The sequence below is a fragment of the uncultured Campylobacter sp. genome, assembly GCF_937981295.1.
Classification (GTDB): domain Bacteria; phylum Campylobacterota; class Campylobacteria; order Campylobacterales; family Campylobacteraceae; genus Campylobacter_B.
In genome coordinates this window covers 1-15,655 of the sequence record NZ_CALJPC010000100.1, presented here as the reverse complement: position 1 = coordinate 15,655, position 15,655 = coordinate 1, and the positions used below count along the sequence as shown (strand labels likewise).

Below are 15,655 nucleotides of genomic sequence, written 5' to 3'. Positions count from 1 at the left end.
CGCGCAAGCGTGCGTGATCTTGATACGAGAGCCCGTGATCGCGCCTGCGCACAGATAGGTGCCTGCTTCGATGCGATCGGGAATGATCGAAATTTCGTTCAAGCTTAAAAGCTCGCCGCCGCTTCCTTTGATGAGGATCTCGTTCGTGCCGATGCCCTCTATGTCGATGCCTGCACTTTTTAATGCGTTGCAAACGGCGATCACTTCGGGCTCTTTTGCCGCGTTTATGATATGAGTGGTGCCGCTTGCTAAGGCTGCCGCCATTACGATATTTTCGGTGCCGGTGACAGTAATTTTGTCAAAATTTATAGTCGCGCCCTTAAGCCCCTTTTTTGCGGTGCAAACGACGTAACCCTGCTCGATCTTAACCTCTGCGCCCATCTTTTCAAGCGCGCTAAGGTGTAGATCGATCGGTCTTGCGCCGATCGCGCAGCCCCCCGGAAGGCTTACTTCACAGTGTCTAAACCGCGCTAAAAGCGGCCCCAGCACCAAGATCGAAGCACGCATTTTACGCACTATGTCGTAGATCGCCTTAGTCGAGTTTATCTCGCGCGGATCGATTTTGGCGGTATTGGTATCAAGAAACTCGCACTTTGCGCCTAAATTTGAAAGCAGCTGAATTAGCGTGTGGATATCGGAAACTGCGGGTAAATTTTTAATTACGACTTCGTTTTTTGAAAGGATAGATAGAGCTATGAGCGGCAGTGCGGCGTTTTTTGCGCCGCTTATTTTGACGCTGCCGCTTAGTTTTTTGCCTCCGTTAATTCGTAGATAATGCATGATTTCTCCGTGTAAAATTTAAATAATTATACATAATTTAGCTTTAAAGTTACCATTTTGTTACCACTGAGCGCTAAAATTACGCCCAAATTTAATCGTTACATAATTTTATAAGGATCTTTATATGAAACAACTAATTATTTGCGCTTTGGGTGCGTTTTTGCTGATCGGTTGCTCCTCAAAAGCCCCGTCTGCCGGCAGCCAGCAAGCGTATGTCTTAAACGATCATGAAGAAGGAATAACTTCGGTGCCAGGAAGCGAGTTTAACCGCCCGCTAATCGCATCGGTAGACGATTACACCGGCACTCGCGCCGGAGGAGACTGCAGCGGATTTATCACCGTGTTAAATGATAAATACGATGATCTATTTTTTAACTCAAAAGATCTGCCGAAATACTTCACAAACGGACGCAAATCCCAAGCAATATATAATTATTACAGTCGTAAAAATTTACTCAGCAATACGCCGCGAGTGGGGGATTTGGTGTTTTTTCAAAACACTTTACGTTCTAACAAAGGCAAGGTCAATAACGAAATCAGCCATATCGGTATCGTGCGCGAGATATATGCCGATGGTCGCGTGAAATTCGTCCACAATACTCGTGGTAGAAATCAAGCGGACTTCGTGAATTTAAATAAGAAAAACGTCCATGTAGCGGGGCAAAAGATGGAAAATAGCTATATCGTGCGCTGCGGTAAAGACCGCATAAGCTGCCTAGCATCGAACCGCTTCGCAGGGTATGGACGAGTAAATAATTAGGATTTTTAAAATTCTTTCGCCATATTTTTTTTGAAAATCTTTTCATAACTTTTAAAATTTGTTAGATTTTATGGAATTTTGTTGGACCTTTTAAAAATTCGCGGCGGTTTGATTTATGCTCTAAAATTTCAAGTGAAATTTTGCAGATAATTTAGCTTGGAATTTTAGCTGCAACCTATCTTTGCAGAATTTATTAAATTTCTAAAATTCTAATCAAATTTTAAAATTTTGTGGCTTTTAGCTCTTGCAGTAAAAACTTATCAATAAAAACTCATTTTGATGCTGTTATGTCAAATTAAGTTAGCACTATATAAAGAATATTTGTATTTTATAACCTCGTATTTTTCAATACAATAAATTCGAGCCCTTTGGTTATGCACCAATTATGATTATGAGAGCATATAAGAAGTAACGAATTTAACGCGTAATTATATATAACAAGCATTTAAAATATTTACTCTAAAATTTATTTTGGAATTAATTTGAACTCAAATTTTTGTTATTCTTAGTAAAATTATACTTATAATTTCACATAAAATTCTACGAAATAGCTTCATATAGCTGAAATTCCATCGTTATTAAATTTAACGGCATGTTTGTTTTTTAATTTACGTCATATAAACTTTATAAATTACGTAAAGCTTTAAAAAAGATTTATAACCTGAATTCTTATCGTAAAAATTTTACTTTAAAGCTATATATCTAAATTTTAGTTGCAAGCCCTTTTATTAAGGCGCTTGCAACTAAAACTATTGCCAAAATTTTGATACTAGCTTATCTATAATTTATCTCGAGCCTATAAAATTACACGACGCCTTTAATTTAATCAAAATTTTGCTACTATGCGTGAAAAATTTAAGGAGTTTCATGCAAACAGGCAAATTTACTCTCGCGATTATCGCGGCGAATATCCTATTTTTCGTGATTTCATTCGCATTGGAATATTTTTTCGGCTTTAAGTCTTACCTATTTTTCGGGCTCAATCCATATTTTTTCGAGGGGATGCCGTGGCAGCTACTAAGTTCATTTTTTATGCACGGCGGCATCGCGCATTTGGCGATGAATATGGCGGTTTTGTATCAGTTCGGCGGGATTTTGGAGCGAGCGTTCGGTGGGATAAAATTTACGCTACTTTACATCGTAGGCGGGCTGCTGAGCGGCGCTTTGTGCCTGATTTATATCCGTTATGCCATGAGCATGGGAGAAATTGTCAATATCGTAGGCGCTAGTGGCGCTATTTGCGTGCTTTTAGGCGTGATTGCTTATTTTGATGAACGCAATGCGGGCGGGATTTTTGTCGCGATTTTGATAATGAGCTTTGCACCGATGCTAATGGGCATAAATGTGGCGTGGTATGCGCACATAGCGGGATTTGTGGTCGGTTATGGCTTTGGAATGATCCAGAAAAAATTTAGAATTTTATAGAATTTAACGCTAAATTTTACATAAAATTTTGTGAAAGGATGCAGATGAAACGGATATATTTTATAAGACATGCCGAGGCGCAAAGCGGCAACAGAAGCGATTTTGAGCGGGCATTAAGCCATGCGGGCGAACTTTGCGCAATTAAACTCGGAGAAAAGCTGCTTAGCTTGGGACTTGCGCCTGATTTGATTATTACAAGCTCGGCTATGCGCGCACTCCGTACGGCGCAAATTATCGCTAATGCGCTGGACGCGACAAAAAGGGTAGTGCCATTGCGAGAGTTATACGACGCAAGCTTATGGGATTTGGCAAAGTTTGTTCGCAGCTTGGATGAGAAACGATTTTCTGGGTGCAGTGTGAATGTGGAAAAATACAATGCGGTCGGTCTGAGTAGCGAAAAACCTCGCGACGCAAACGCTGAAAATTCTGCTTTTAAGAGCACTAAAAATCCCGCTAGCATTAGCGAAAATAATGCGATATCTTGCAACAATGTAGAAATTTCTAGCGCAGATATTGTGCAAAATTTTAATACAGCTAGCGCGGAATGCGTATTTATCGTTGGACATAATCCGACAATAGGCGCAATTTGCTCGCTTTTAGGCGAGAAGGAAGTCGATAAATTCCCTCCTTGCTCGATTTGCGGCTTAGAATTTGACGTTCATAAATTCTCAGATATTACCGATCATAGCGGCAAAATGGTAATGCTGCAGTGCCCTTAATTACGCTTTTAACGCTTCATAATTACAATTGGGCGGCTCGTTGCGCATTTTAAGGCTAATTTTGCCGAGCATTGTCATATACTCGTGAAATAAGACTGCGCGGCAAAATTAGCAAATTATTTTTGAGATAACTTTCAAATTTTAAAAAATTTCCAATGATGTGGCTCGTCTTGAAATCGTAGACTAAATGAGTCAGAAAACTAAATTTCATATTTTTAGATGATCGAGTGTTAGCACTTTCGCTTGAAATTCCATTTGCTTTGAAAAACCTTAAATTTAGATTTTGCGGATGGAAATTTCGTGCTGAAATTTTCTCAAAAATATAAATTTATTGAGAAGAATAAAATTTATTAAGTAAAATTTAATAGTAGCTGTGGTATCATTCCGCAAAATTCTTGATAGGGGAGTTGGAAATGAGACAGTACGAAACTTACAGATGCGACAAATGCGGCGCGGAGGTCGAAGTGCAAAAAGTAGGCGGCGGCACGCTTAGCTGCTGCGGAGAGCCGATGAAATGCATTACCGAGGATCTGACGCAGGTAAATTTAATGAAGGCGTTCGCAGGCGAGTCGCAAGCGCGCAATAAATACGATCTTTATGGCGATTTAGCCAAAGAGGCGGGCTTTCACGCCATCGCGCGACATTTTTACGAGGCCGCCGAAAACGAAAAATGGCACGCCAGAGCCGAGCTAAAGGCGCATCATGCGGCTGCGGGTATTCCGCTTGATAAGATGGATAAAAATCTGCTTGATGCCGCCGCCGGCGAGCGCTACGAGCACGAGAGCATGTATCCGAGCTTCGCTAAAATCGCGACCGAAGAGGGTAAAAAAGAGGTTGCGCGCCTTTTTAACGCCATCGGCAAGGTTGAGGAGGAGCACGAGCGCGAATACAACGAGCTTCAAAAGATCCTGCTAGAAGAGGGCTTTTTCGAGAGTTTCGACGAAGAAGTTTGGGTGTGCGAGGTCTGCGGCCACGTTCATCGCGGCAAGAAAGCCCCAGGCGCCTGTCCGCTCTGCAAGGCTCCGCGCGAGTATTTCAAAAAACAAAGGCTTGTTTAATTTTGATGCTTGCGGCACGGCGTTTTTGCGATAGCTTTTGAAGCCGTCGCAAATCTCGTTTATTGTCGCGAGCCGATCGTCTAAATCTTGGCTTAAAATTTTGCGCGAGATTTCGTCTTTTTGCTCCTTTTTGCCGCGGGACTCTGTGGCTAGACGAAATCTCGGGCTAAATTTATTTAGCCTAAACTCCTTTTCTTATCCCCCTAAGAAATGAAATCCTGCTCGCAAGAGCGGGATTTCTGTCGTAAAATAAATCTAAAATAATCATGCCGATGATTTTATCTCTTTAAATTTTATTAGAAATTTATATATGATTCCTACGCTATTTACGAAACAAACTTCGCGTCAGTAAATTTTGCAGCAAACTTTGGTGGCAAATCTTTTGCATTTTTAAATTTTAAGGAGAATTCGGTGCGATGAGAATTTGAAAGCAAATCAAACTATAAAATTTCGAGGGTTTAAATTTTAAATCATAAATTCCATCCTTGCGGAATTTGCAGATAAATTTTATATCCGCTACCTCTTAATATGTCGATTACCTTTTGCTTATAAAATCCTCGGATGAAATCCCGTATCGTCAAAATTTAAATGAAATTTTATACTAAAATTTATCTGGAATTTTAGGCAAAATCGCATGAGAAAATCTAAAAAGTAAATTATTCTATATTCCAAAAGAGTAAAATTTTAGATTCTTTTGCGATCAAGCTCTAAGGCTCGCGCGTTAATTTTAAATTTTGCCGAGTTAATGAGTTAAATTCTAAAATGCGAAAGGCAGGATTTTTGGTCTTATTATTCGAGTATGAAAAACAAATTTCAGAATTTTTCAAAACAAAATTCCAAATTTTTTAGAAAATAAATTTCATAAAAAACGATTTCAAAGCCGCATCAAAACGAGATTTAAAAAATCTCGCTCAAGCAAGCCTCGCGCCATCTCAAATTTTAAAATTTCACTCCTCGAATTCCTCCGCGACCTTCGCCGCAAGGCGCAGCTTGTCGCTGTCGAAGTGGGTGTAGATGCGCGAAGTATTTAGGCTCGCGTGGCCGAGGGCTTCTTGGACGAGCACGAGGTCCTTTTGCTTTTTGTAAAGCATCGTCGCGAAGGTGTGGCGCAGCATGTGGGCGCCGTTTTTTTCCTTGCGGATGCCCGCGCTCATTAAAATTTTCTCCACGATGCCGCTGACGTATGCTTGCGTGAGCGGCGCGCCGTTTTTGGTGACGAAAAGATAGCCCTCTTTGTTTGCAAAATTCGTCTCCAGTGCGTTTAGATGCTCCTCGATCAGGTGGCGTTTAATCATCACGATGCGGTATTTGTTGCCCTTACCGCGGATTCGGATGACGAAAAGATCGCCCTCCGGCGCGATATCTTTGCGCTTGAGATTTATCGCCTCGCCCACGCGGATGCCCGTATAGACGATGATCTTTACGATTAGGCGGTTGCGATGGGCAAAGGAGGGAAACTCGCTTAGATTTATCGCGTCCAAAAACCGCTTCAGCTCCTCCTCGCTCATAAACTCCGGAAGCTTCGTGCCGCGGCTGCCGCTAATGCCGCCCCAGTGCTTAAGCTCGATGCCGTAGTTGTGCGAGGTGCCGTCCTGCTCGTTTTGGCGGTCGATGAAGCCGAAAAAATTTATCAGCGCGATTCGGTAGTTTTTTTTGCTCGCATCGCTCAGCCCGCCCGTAATGGAAGCTAAAATTTCGCTCAAAAGCTCTTCGTCGATATTTTTCATACTCTCAAGACCGTACTGCATGATCGCTTCGTAAAATTTTTTAAGCGGGTTAAAATAGGTATTGATGCCTGTAAGGCCTGCATTTCGTGCGTCTTTTGCGAGTCGCTCGAGTTCATTGATGTTTGCTACCTCGTGATTTAGCGCCAGGCTCGCGCGGCGAAACAGCGCGTCGTTTTTCAGCTCCTTATTCGATAGCGCGCTTAGCTTGTAGCGTACGAATTTTACGAGCCAAAACAGCAGCGATTTTTCAAAGCTATCCTTATAATCGAGCGGGAATTTCATTTGCTCTCCTCGCTGTCGCCGAAGATCACGAAAGGCAGCATCAGCGTGTTTTTGATGAGATTATACGGCGTTTTTAGCACGTCGGTCGCAACGGCGGTCGAGTAGGTGAGCTTTTTCGTCGTGCCGCGAATCTCGATGATCGTGGAGATCGTGTTGTTTTCGCCCAAGATGATATGATTTAGCAGCGGGATTTTTGAGATTATCGAGCTTGCGTCTTTGAGGTATTTAAGCTCCAGATCGATATTTAGCGCGCCGCTTTTCATATCCACTTCGCCGTTGCCCGCGATGTCAGCGCTACTGCCGGTAAAGTTCATCGCGTTTATGTAAATTTTATCGCCGCTGCGGCGAAAGTAAATTTTGCCCCTCTGCACGCTAAAGCCGCGATCGTTGAAATCGGGCGTCTTAAACGTAAGCAGCGACGGCACGGAGTTTATAAAGCTAAGCAGCCTTTGATAGATGATGTAGTCCTTCAGATAGGTGTTTTGCACATTGATTTCGCCGCGGTAGTTGCGCGGATCGATGCCGCTTGCTTTTAGCGTAAATACCCCTCCGTCGAAGCTCTGCGAGCCTAGGAATTGATTGAGCGCCTCGCCGCTGATGTTTTGCGCAAAAATTTGAAGCAAGCTCTTTTTAAAGATCAACTTCACGTCGCCGCGTTTAAAGCTTGCGTTTAAATTCATATTTTTGCCGTCCAGCACGCCGTTAAAGTGCGTAAATTTCAGCGTCTTATTAAGATCGGATAGCACTATGGAAGAGTTTTGCCCGCTGAAATTTATCGGCGAGCGCTCCTTTGTGCCGCTATTAAACTCGCTGGTTTGCACGCTCGTATTGATCGCGACGTCCACGTCTTTTAGAGCGACGAAGTTACCGCCTTTGTTTATTTTAAGAGAAATTTTACCGCTTCCGCTAGAGCCGTCCAGATCGCCCCCGCGCACCCGAAGCGCGAAAGAATCGTTTTTGTAGTGGCTGCCGTCTTTGTTTAGCAGACCGAAATCAAAGATAAGATTGTTGCTGCTGATATCCAAATTTGTAAAATCGCTGGTTAAAATTTTAAGGTCTCCGCCGCTAATGCCTGCGTTTTTAAGCGTCTTAGAAAAGGGCAGAATTCCGCTAATATCGGGCGAGCTGATCTCGATCCGCTCGCCGAAGCTCATCTTCGCGCCTAAAAATTGCGAGCTCAGCACCGGCGCTTTGCCGCTAAAATCAAGGCTTATATTATCTCGCGCGTCGCCAAATTTTAAAATTTCTTTGCCGTTCGGGGAGAGATTGAAGCTATGGATTGTGCCGTTAAATTTAGCTTTGCGCGTGGCGATATCGATACTGCCGCTTGCCGTGGCGTTAAAAATTTCATTTTGCAGGTTCGCGTCTTTGATATCGATTTTTTTCTCGGTGATGTGCACCCGCGCGGCTTTGGAGTGAAATTTTGCCTTTGAGATCATCAGATCGGCATCTTTTAGCGTTACGTTCGCATCGACCTTGGCGCTTTCCTTTTCTACGTCCACGTCTATAAGCACGCGCGCATCGATCCCGCCGCCTAGCGGATATACGGGCTCGTCTATGCCGTAGCTTTGCAAAATATCTACAAGGTCCTTGCCCAAGCTCTCTTTAGTTCGCAGATCCAGATATACGATCGGCTTCTCTTCAAATAGCCCGCCGATACGCACGCCGCTTCCCTTCAGGCTTTTGCCTTTAAATTTAGGCTCATTTAGCGTGAAGCTTAGAAAATCGTTTTTAAGCGTGATATTGGCGTCTTTTACCGTTACGGCTTCGATTTGCGGTTGAAATTTTATCGTAAGATCCTGCGCGTAAGCCGTGGCGCTGACGTTTTCGGCGATCGGGCGCGGGTCTTTCAGATCGATTTTGGCATGCAGGTTTTCGATATAGTAGTTTTGCGCGACCGCCTTGCCGTAGATCCACTCGTTCGCAAGAGGATTTAGCCCAGTAAGTGCGCCTAGCTCATTCATAAAATTTTTCAGACTCAAGGCCGAGGCGCGGTTTATCTCGATATTTAGCTCCGAGCCGATATTGTGCACGTCAAGCTCGCCCGCGATCTCGTGCGAAGCGAAGGTGCCGTTAAAATCATACGTATCGGCTCTGAAATTTGCTCGCGCCGTGCCGTGCAGAGTGAGATTAAAATCATTTAGTTCAAACTCGATCGGATCGAAGTTCAGCCCGTTTGCGCTCGGCGTGATCTGCGAGTTTAGCCTAAAAAACCGCGTATCTGCGTAAAAAACGTCGCTTTTGTATTTTAGTTTCAGACTCTCGCCTTTTATTTTCAAATTTTGCACGTCGATCTCTTCAAAAAAGGAGTTGATGAGCGAGATTTTTTTACTAAATTCCAAAATTTTCTCGCTTTGCGTGCGCAGATCGGTGGAATTTTGCTCTAAATTTTGTGTATTATTTTGCGTAATTTCAAGATTTTTGATACGCAGCACAAGACCTTTATTTAGCTTGAGATAAAACCCCTCGAGCTTTGCAAAGCCCACGTCCAGCTGTGAAATCGCAATACCGTGCTTTAGAGCCACGGCGCATATTATAAAAAGTATAGTAAGCGTAAGAAAAAATCTAGCTAAAAATTTATACATCATCGTCCCATTAAAAAGCTACGCCCAAAACCAAATCGGACGTGCCGAAAAACTGCGCTTATAATATGAAATTTATTCAAAATTTTGGCTTATTTGCCTATAATTTTAGCTAAATTTTGAAAGGAACGCATGAAATTCTTTATAAAGCTCATCAAAGCGGCGTGCATTTGTATCGAGCTTGCGGCTATCGTCCTTTTGGCCGTAGGCTTTGATCTACACGAGCGCGTCGGCAACGCGGCAACCGTGCAGATAGGCCAGGGCAGCTCAACGAAAATTTTATCCGAACTCTCAAAGAGCTATCCTAAATTTAGCAAATTCGACGCGAGACTGCTTTCTTTTTACGGCGGCGCAAAAACCGGCGAGCTGGAGCTTAGCGGCGAAAATTTGCCCAAATATCAGTTTTTATATGAGCTAAGCGTCGCAAAGCCCGTGATGAACGAGATCAAGCTGATCCCGGGAGAGACTACGATCGTGTTTTTAAAACAGCTGGCGAAAGATCGCGGGCTAAGCTTTAGCGAGCTTGAGCGTGAATACAACGCCACGGCGCCGTTTTACGAGGGCTTTTTGGTGCCTGAAACCTATAAAATTAGCAAAAACGAAAGCGAAAAAAATATCATCGATCACCTCATCTCAAGCGCGCAAAAATTCCACGAAGGATTGTCGCGCGAGCTTAGCGGCGATTACAACGCCACGGCATGGAAGCAGGTGCTGATCAAGGCCTCGGTCATTCAAAAAGAGGCCGCAAACGCAGATGAGATGCCACTCGTAGCCTCCGTCATCGACAATCGCTTAGCCAAAAATATGCGTCTTCAGATGGACGGTACGCTGAATTACGGCGAGTTTTCACACGTCAAGATCACTTCGCAGCGCATCCGCACCGACACCAGCCACTACAACACCTACCTCAACGACGGACTTCCCAAAGAGCCCGTGTGCGTGGTCTCTCGCGATGCGATACGCGCCGTTTTCGCGCCCGCAAAGAGCGAGTATCTGTATTTTATGCGAAATAAAAAGACGGGGCTTCACGATTTTGCGCGCACGCAAGCCGAGCACGAGCGCAACGTAAAGGCGCAGAGGTAAAATTTAAGGCCGTTTCGGCAATAAATTTAAAAAACGAGATTTCGTCTTTAAATTTTAAAATTTAAACCCCGCAGTTATAAAAATGCGGGCCGATATTTGGGAGATAACAATGAAAATAGCGATATTCGGCGCCGGAAACATCGGCGCGGCAGTAGCGAACGATCTTATCATAAGCGATTCTTTGAGCCAAAAGATAGATAGCATCGCGCTTGTGGATGCCGTAGAGCGGATCGCGAGCGGCAAGGCACTCGATCTAGCCCATACGGCGGCGGTTTATGAGCGCGACCTGCGCATAAGCGGCAGCACGGAGCCCGGCGACATAGCGGAGGCAGGCATCGTCGTGATCACGGCGGGGCACGCAAGAAAGGCGGGGCAGAGCAGGGAGGAGCTGTTTGGCGTAAACGCTGCCATCGTCGCTCAATGCGCGCGAGATGCCGCAAAATATGCGCCTAACTCCATTATCGTCGTCGTTACCAATCCGCTTGATCTGATGGTCTATGCGGCGCTGCAGGCCAGCGGGTTTGCAAAAGAGCGCGTCATCGGCATGGCGGGCGAGCTAGACGGCGCGCGGCTTAAATTTGAACTCGAGCGAGCGAGCGGCAAGGAAATTTCATCGATGAGAAGCGCGATCGTGGGCCCGCATAGCGAAGAGATGATCGCGCTTAAAAATGAGCTAGGATTTGAAATTTCGGATGAAATTTTCGAGCGTGCGGTGCAAAATACCAAACGCGCCGGTGCACAGATCGGCGAGCTGCTGGGCACGTCGGCGTATTTGGCGCCCGCTGCGGGCATCGTAAAGATCATAAAATACATCCTTTTTGATACCTGCGGCACGCTCGCATGCTGCGTCGCGGATAGATCGGGAGTGCCTTTGGGGCGCTTCGTAAGCGTCGGTAAAATGGGTGCGATAGAGAGAAATTTCGCCTACTCGGGCGAGTTTTACGAGCAGCTTGAACGGATGCGTGAGCGGATAGCGGAACTGAAGTTTTAGTGGAAATAAAGCGAATTCGACGCGATGCGGAATTTACAGAGCTAAAATTTTAAAGCGCAGAATTCTTGCGATAGAATTTGCAGCATCAAATTTCACTTTGGTAAGAAATTTAAGCTCGCGGAATTGTGTAGCGTAAAATTTCATTCGCTGCGGAATTTTAAAATTTGCGCAATTTTGCCCGCTGTGAAATTTCATAGATTAAAATTTTACTTTGGCGCAGAATTTTGCGTGACGTAAAATTTTTAAACGCCACAAAATTTTAAAATTTAAACTCTGCAAAATTTAAAAACGAGAGGACTTTAATGCGATCAAAGCGGGCTTGCGCCGCAAAATTTCAAATTTTAAATCGCGAGGCGGTATTTAGTGCAGATTTTGATAAATTAAGGAGAAAATATGAGCGAAAATGAGAGCCAGCGCGCCGTCTGGACGGATGAGGGCCGCTGTAAGGCGTGCAACATCTGCGTAAGCGTCTGTCCTAGCGGCGCGATTGCGATGAGACAGGACGAGGGCGCCGTGCAAGGCATGATGATCGACGTGGTGGATGAGGGCGCCTGTATCGGCTGTAGGGAGTGCGAGTTGCACTGCCCAGATTTTGCGATTTTCGTTGCGCCCAAGGGCTTTAAATTCGCTCGTCTAAGCTCGCAGGCTAGAGAGATGGCAGAAAAGATCAAAAACAATAATTTTATGAAACCCAAGGACGCATAATGAGAGAGGTAATTTCCACAGGTAACGCCTTAATTGCGCGCGCAGCGATTGATTGCGGCTGTAATTTTTTCGGCGGCTATCCGATCACGCCAAGCAGCGAGATCGCGCACGAGATGAGTCGCTTGCTACCTAAGGTCGGAGGTAAATTTATCCAGATGGAGGATGAAATTTCAGGCATTTCTGTAGCTTTGGGCGCGTCTATGAGCGGTGCGAAGGCGATGACGGCAAGCTCCGGCCCTGGAATTTCGCTAAAATCAGAGCAGATTGGACTTGGCTTTATCGCTGAAATTCCGCTTTTAATCGTAAATGTTATGCGCGGAGGTCCTAGCACCGGGCTTCCTACGCGAGTGGCGCAGGGCGATATTTTGCAAGCTCGCAACCCCACTCACGGCGATTTTCAAAGCATCGCGCTGTGCCCGGGCTCACTAAAGGAGGCTTATACGCAAACCGTGCGCGCCTTCAATTTAGCCGAGCGGTTTATGACGCCGGTATTTTTGCTACTTGATGAGACGCTTGGGCATATGCAGGCTAAGGCGATGCTGCCTGAAATTTCGGATCTAAAAATCGAGCGTAGGGCGGAATTTAAAGGTAGTCCGAAAGATTATGAGCCCTACGATGCTGCGCCCGATAAGCCTGCGGTGCTAAATCCCTTTTTTAGGGGATACCACTATCACATAACGGGGCTGCATCACGGCGCGAAGGGCTTTCCGACCGAAAATGAGCAGATCGTGGATCGCTCTATAAAAAGGCTTTTTAATAAAATTTCGGCGCATGAAGATGAGATCGTGCAATATGAGGAATTTATGCTAGATGACGCTGATGCTTGTATCATCGCCTACGGCAGCGTTAGCTTAGCAGCAAAAGACGCGATTTTAAAGCTACGAGGGCAAGGCGTGCGTGTGGGACTTTTTCGCCCGATCACGCTATGGCCAAGCCCTGCGCGCAAGCTAATGGAGCTAGGGGAGAGATTTAATAAAATTTTGATCGCCGAGCTAAATTTAGGGCAGTATCTGCTAGAGGTGCAGCGCGTTTGTTTGAGAGATGATTTTAAGACGCTTCTTAAGGCAAACGGCAGACCGATTAGCCCTAGCGAGATTATCGAGAAAGTAAAGGAGCTTTAAATGGCGTTTGATTACGATAAATATCTAAGAACGGACAAGATGCCTACACTTTGGTGCTGGGGCTGCGGCGACGGAGTGATCTTAAAAGCAATCATCCGCGCAATTGACCGCGTAGGCTGGAGCATGGACGATGTGTGCGTGGTAAGCGGTATCGGCTGTAGCGGTAGGATGTCGAGTTACATAGACTGCAATACCGTCCATACGACGCACGGACGCGCGATAGCTTATGCTACGGGTATCAAGCTTGCAAATCCAGGCAAACACGTAATAGTAGTCACTGGCGATGGTGATGGGCTTGCGATAGGGGGCAATCACACGATCCATGGATGCCGCCGCAATATCGATCTAAATCATATCTTGGTAAATAATTTCATCTACGGGCTTACAAACTCGCAGACGAGCCCTACGACGCCGCGCGGGTTTTGGACGGTTACGGCGCAATACGGCAATGTCGATCCCAGCTTTGATGCGGCAAAGCTTGCGATTGCCGCTGGAGCAACTTTTGTCGGACGCGAGAGCGTGACAAATCCCGAAAAAATCGAGCGACTTTTGGCTAAGGGCTTTGAGCACGAGGGTTATAGTTTTTTTGATATTTTTAGCAATTGCCACGTAAATTTGGGTCGTAAAAATAAAATGAGCGAGGCGGTGCAAATGCTAAAGTGGCTTGATTCGCGCACGATTTCTAAAGTAAAATTTGACGCTCTTAGCGAGGATGAGCGAGTGGGGCTATTTCCGCTTGGGGTTTTACATGAAGATAATGAGCATACCGAATACACAAAGGCGTATCAAAAGGTGATAGACGCGGCACAAAGCGGCGAAGCGATAAATTTTGAAGGACTAAGATGAATCAATTAAGATTTGTGGGGGTGGGCGGTCAAGGCGTAATCCTAGCAGGCGAAATTCTAGCTGCGGCAAAGATCGCACACGGCGGCTATGGAATCAAGGCATCTACGTATACCTCTCAGGTACGTGGCGGACCTACGAAAGTGGATATTATCTTAAGCGATGAAGAAATTCTATATCCTTACGCGAGTGAGGGCGCGATCGATTTCATGCTCGCAACGGCGCAGAGTAGCTACGATGCTTTCAAAAATGGCGTGAAAAAAGGCGGCGTGATCGTAATTGAGCCGAATTTAGTAGCGCCGAGCGATGAGGATAGGATAAACTTTAAAATTTATGAAATTCCAATCATTACCATCGCAAAATACGAAGTTGGAAATGTCATCACTCAAAGTGTCGTGGCTCTAGCGATCGCAGTAGAGCTTAGCCGCTGCATGGACTCAGGGCTAGTAAAAGAGCAAATGCTCCGCTCCGTGCCTGAAAAAACTCGCGCGCTAAATGAAAAGGCGTATGATTTGGGGATGAAATACGCGAGAGAGGTTTTAGAGACGGAGTAAAATTTTATGGCAGCGAAACGATGGAAGTGGGCGGTAATATTCTAGCGGCTTTATTCTTGCTTTTTTTTGCGAAGTGCATCAGCTATAAGGATGAAATTTATCGCGTTGTTAAAATTTTTATTTTGGTACAAGTATACTCATCGCTTTTCTTATAGGATTACACTCGCTGTCGTTTAAGCAAATTTCTAATTGCTCCTTTATTTTGCAGGAAAAATCCTTCTTGTCGCTGTTTTTTCCGTAACAAACCTTGTCAAAGTAACCGATAGCCCTATGTATATTTCCGCCGTAAAATATTTCATTCCCTGCTAGCAAAAAGCAATAATACATCATGTCTGCCCCGCAAGCTTTCTTTAATGCTGAAACGGAATCTTTATATCTACCCATTGTAACTAAAAGCACCGCGCCGAGCGATCCGCAGCTTTCGTAATCTCCTTCGTCGCACTTCTTGGATAAAATTTCGACTAGCCTCGTGCATGCGCTATATTTTCCATCGCCGCTATCGCACTCTAAATTTAGCTCTTTTTCTTCCCAAGTTTTGAAAAAGCTCGAATCCATGGGTCTTGCCATACTAGAGCATATTAAAAATATTAAAGCTAGAATTATAAATTTAATTTTCTGCATGTTTTCTCTCCTATTTAAAATTTTGATATATAAAACGGCTTTTTAAATAACATCATCTTACGCTTTTTAACAAAATTCTTGCTTTTTTTATAGGATTGCACTCGCTGTCATTTAGGCATTTTTCCAATTCCTCGTTTATCTTGCACGCTTCGTTTTTATATACGCTATCTATTCTTTTGCATGTCTTTCCAAGATATTTCATGGCTGAATTTATGTCCCCGCTGTACCGTATTTCGATTACACTTAATACATAGCAATAGTTTGCTGCGCCGGCTTCACAGGCTTTTTTACAAGCATAGGCAGAGTCCTCATATCTGTCCATAGAACTGAGAAGCGCTAGACCGAGCAATCCGCAACTTTCATAATCTCCGCTATCACACTTCTTAGATAAAATTTCGACTAGC

The 15,655-nt window shown here is 44.7% G+C and carries 15 protein-coding genes and 1 pseudogene; 10 read left to right on the top strand and 6 right to left on the bottom strand.

What is annotated here, in order from left to right:
* Positions 1 to 780, bottom strand: a 780-nt coding sequence (locus tag Q0135_RS10700; RefSeq protein WP_297990382.1) for a UDP-N-acetylglucosamine 1-carboxyvinyltransferase, incomplete at its 3' end; no start/stop codon positions are given.
* A gap of 124 nt (positions 781 to 904) precedes the next feature.
* Here Q0135_RS10700 and Q0135_RS10695 point away from each other — a divergent pair.
* The 4 genes from Q0135_RS10695 (at position 905) to Q0135_RS10680 (ending at position 4,742) form a co-directional block, all read left to right on the top strand.
* The gene (locus Q0135_RS10695; protein WP_297990381.1) at positions 905 to 1,540 is read left to right on the top strand and encodes an NlpC/P60 family protein; all 636 of its coding nucleotides are present in this window, start codon (positions 905 to 907) and stop codon (positions 1,538 to 1,540) included.
* Between the two features lie 867 nt (positions 1,541 to 2,407).
* A complete protein-coding gene (locus tag Q0135_RS10690) occupies positions 2,408 to 2,965 on the top strand; it encodes a rhomboid family intramembrane serine protease (RefSeq protein ID WP_297990380.1) in 558 nt (185 codons plus the stop codon).
* 44 nt (positions 2,966 to 3,009) lie between these two features.
* On the top strand, positions 3,010 to 3,684 hold the full coding sequence (locus Q0135_RS10685; protein ID WP_297990379.1) for a histidine phosphatase family protein: 675 nt from the start codon (positions 3,010 to 3,012) through the stop codon (positions 3,682 to 3,684).
* 413 nt (positions 3,685 to 4,097) lie between these two features.
* Entirely contained in the window at positions 4,098 to 4,742 is a 645-nt protein-coding gene (locus tag Q0135_RS10680; RefSeq protein WP_297990377.1) for a ferritin family protein, read from the top strand.
* A gap of 947 nt (positions 4,743 to 5,689) precedes the next feature.
* Here Q0135_RS10680 and Q0135_RS10675 read toward each other — a convergent pair.
* A complete protein-coding gene (locus Q0135_RS10675) occupies positions 5,690 to 6,751 on the bottom strand; it encodes a tyrosine-type recombinase/integrase (RefSeq protein ID WP_297990376.1) in 1,062 nt (353 codons plus the stop codon).
* Complete coding sequence (locus Q0135_RS10670; RefSeq protein ID WP_297990375.1) at positions 6,748 to 9,336, bottom strand: AsmA-like C-terminal domain-containing protein; 2,589 nt, start codon at positions 9,334 to 9,336, stop codon at positions 6,748 to 6,750. The genes Q0135_RS10675 and Q0135_RS10670 overlap by 4 nt, the downstream gene beginning before the upstream one ends.
* Before the next feature lie 129 nt (positions 9,337 to 9,465).
* Between Q0135_RS10670 and mltG the strand changes: the two genes are divergently transcribed.
* Together mltG and Q0135_RS10660 are read left to right on the top strand one after the other, a co-directional pair.
* Positions 9,466 to 10,416 carry an endolytic transglycosylase MltG gene (gene mltG, locus Q0135_RS10665; protein WP_297990372.1) on the top strand — a complete coding sequence of 317 codons (951 nt, stop codon included), beginning with the start codon at positions 9,466 to 9,468 and terminating at the stop codon, positions 10,414 to 10,416.
* Between the two features lie 109 nt (positions 10,417 to 10,525).
* Positions 10,526 to 11,407, top strand: coding sequence for a malate dehydrogenase (locus Q0135_RS10660; RefSeq protein ID WP_297990370.1), 882 nt, complete (start codon positions 10,526 to 10,528; stop codon positions 11,405 to 11,407).
* A gap of 33 nt (positions 11,408 to 11,440) precedes the next feature.
* Here Q0135_RS10660 and Q0135_RS10655 read toward each other — a convergent pair whose 3' ends face one another.
* Positions 11,441 to 11,602: a hypothetical protein gene (locus tag Q0135_RS10655; RefSeq protein WP_297990369.1), complete on the bottom strand. Its 162-nt coding sequence runs from the start codon at positions 11,600 to 11,602 to the stop codon at positions 11,441 to 11,443.
* Positions 11,603 to 11,800: 198 nt separating this feature from the next.
* On the opposite strand from Q0135_RS10655, the gene Q0135_RS10650 reads away from it, so the two are divergent.
* From Q0135_RS10650 to Q0135_RS10635, 4 genes are read left to right on the top strand one after another with little or no spacing between them, the layout of a single operon-like run.
* Entirely contained in the window at positions 11,801 to 12,112 is a 312-nt protein-coding gene (locus tag Q0135_RS10650) for a 4Fe-4S binding protein (RefSeq protein WP_297943095.1), read from the top strand.
* Entirely contained in the window at positions 12,112 to 13,233 is a 1,122-nt protein-coding gene (locus Q0135_RS10645; protein WP_297990368.1) for a 2-oxoglutarate synthase subunit alpha, read from the top strand. The genes Q0135_RS10650 and Q0135_RS10645 overlap by 1 nt, the downstream gene beginning before the upstream one ends.
* Positions 13,234 to 14,079: a 2-oxoglutarate ferredoxin oxidoreductase subunit beta gene (locus tag Q0135_RS10640; RefSeq protein ID WP_297990367.1), complete on the top strand. Its 846-nt coding sequence runs from the start codon at positions 13,234 to 13,236 to the stop codon at positions 14,077 to 14,079.
* Positions 14,076 to 14,630, top strand: a complete 555-nt coding sequence (locus Q0135_RS10635; RefSeq protein WP_297990365.1) for a 2-oxoacid:acceptor oxidoreductase family protein — start codon at positions 14,076 to 14,078, stop codon at positions 14,628 to 14,630. Before Q0135_RS10640 ends, Q0135_RS10635 begins: the two co-directional genes overlap by 4 nt.
* 117 nt (positions 14,631 to 14,747) lie before the next feature.
* On the opposite strand, the gene Q0135_RS10630 is transcribed toward Q0135_RS10635, so the two are convergent.
* The gene (locus tag Q0135_RS10630; RefSeq protein ID WP_297990364.1) at positions 14,748 to 15,251 is read right to left on the bottom strand and encodes a hypothetical protein; all 504 of its coding nucleotides are present in this window, start codon (positions 15,249 to 15,251) and stop codon (positions 14,748 to 14,750) included.
* A gap of 52 nt (positions 15,252 to 15,303) precedes the next feature.
* Positions 15,304 to 15,655 (bottom strand): annotated as a pseudogene (locus Q0135_RS10625) (hypothetical protein); the annotation flags it as partial.

Excerpts from the sequence above, each read along its gene's own strand:
- Q0135_RS10690 (WP_297990380.1), top strand. The coding sequence starts at position 2,408 with ATGCAAACAGGCAAATTTACTCTCGCGATTATCGCGGCGAATATCCTA.
- Q0135_RS10660 (WP_297990370.1), top strand. The coding sequence starts at position 10,526 with ATGAAAATAGCGATATTCGGCGCCGGAAACATCGGCGCGGCAGTAGCG.
- Q0135_RS10680 (WP_297990377.1), top strand. The coding sequence starts at position 4,098 with ATGAGACAGTACGAAACTTACAGATGCGACAAATGCGGCGCGGAGGTC.
- Q0135_RS10695 (WP_297990381.1), top strand. The coding sequence starts at position 905 with ATGAAACAACTAATTATTTGCGCTTTGGGTGCGTTTTTGCTGATCGGT.
- Q0135_RS10675 (WP_297990376.1), bottom strand. The coding sequence starts at position 6,751 with ATGAAATTCCCGCTCGATTATAAGGATAGCTTTGAAAAATCGCTGCTG.
- mltG (WP_297990372.1), top strand. The coding sequence starts at position 9,466 with ATGAAATTCTTTATAAAGCTCATCAAAGCGGCGTGCATTTGTATCGAG.
- Q0135_RS10650 (WP_297943095.1), top strand. The coding sequence starts at position 11,801 with ATGAGCGAAAATGAGAGCCAGCGCGCCGTCTGGACGGATGAGGGCCGC.
- Q0135_RS10630 (WP_297990364.1), bottom strand. The coding sequence starts at position 15,251 with ATGCAGAAAATTAAATTTATAATTCTAGCTTTAATATTTTTAATATGC.
- Q0135_RS10645 (WP_297990368.1), top strand. The coding sequence starts at position 12,112 with ATGAGAGAGGTAATTTCCACAGGTAACGCCTTAATTGCGCGCGCAGCG.
- Q0135_RS10640 (WP_297990367.1), top strand. The coding sequence starts at position 13,234 with ATGGCGTTTGATTACGATAAATATCTAAGAACGGACAAGATGCCTACA.
- Q0135_RS10685 (WP_297990379.1), top strand. The coding sequence starts at position 3,010 with ATGAAACGGATATATTTTATAAGACATGCCGAGGCGCAAAGCGGCAAC.
- Q0135_RS10635 (WP_297990365.1), top strand. The coding sequence starts at position 14,076 with ATGAATCAATTAAGATTTGTGGGGGTGGGCGGTCAAGGCGTAATCCTA.
- Q0135_RS10655 (WP_297990369.1), bottom strand. The coding sequence starts at position 11,602 with ATGAAATTTCACAGCGGGCAAAATTGCGCAAATTTTAAAATTCCGCAG.
- Q0135_RS10670 (WP_297990375.1), bottom strand. The coding sequence starts at position 9,336 with ATGTATAAATTTTTAGCTAGATTTTTTCTTACGCTTACTATACTTTTT.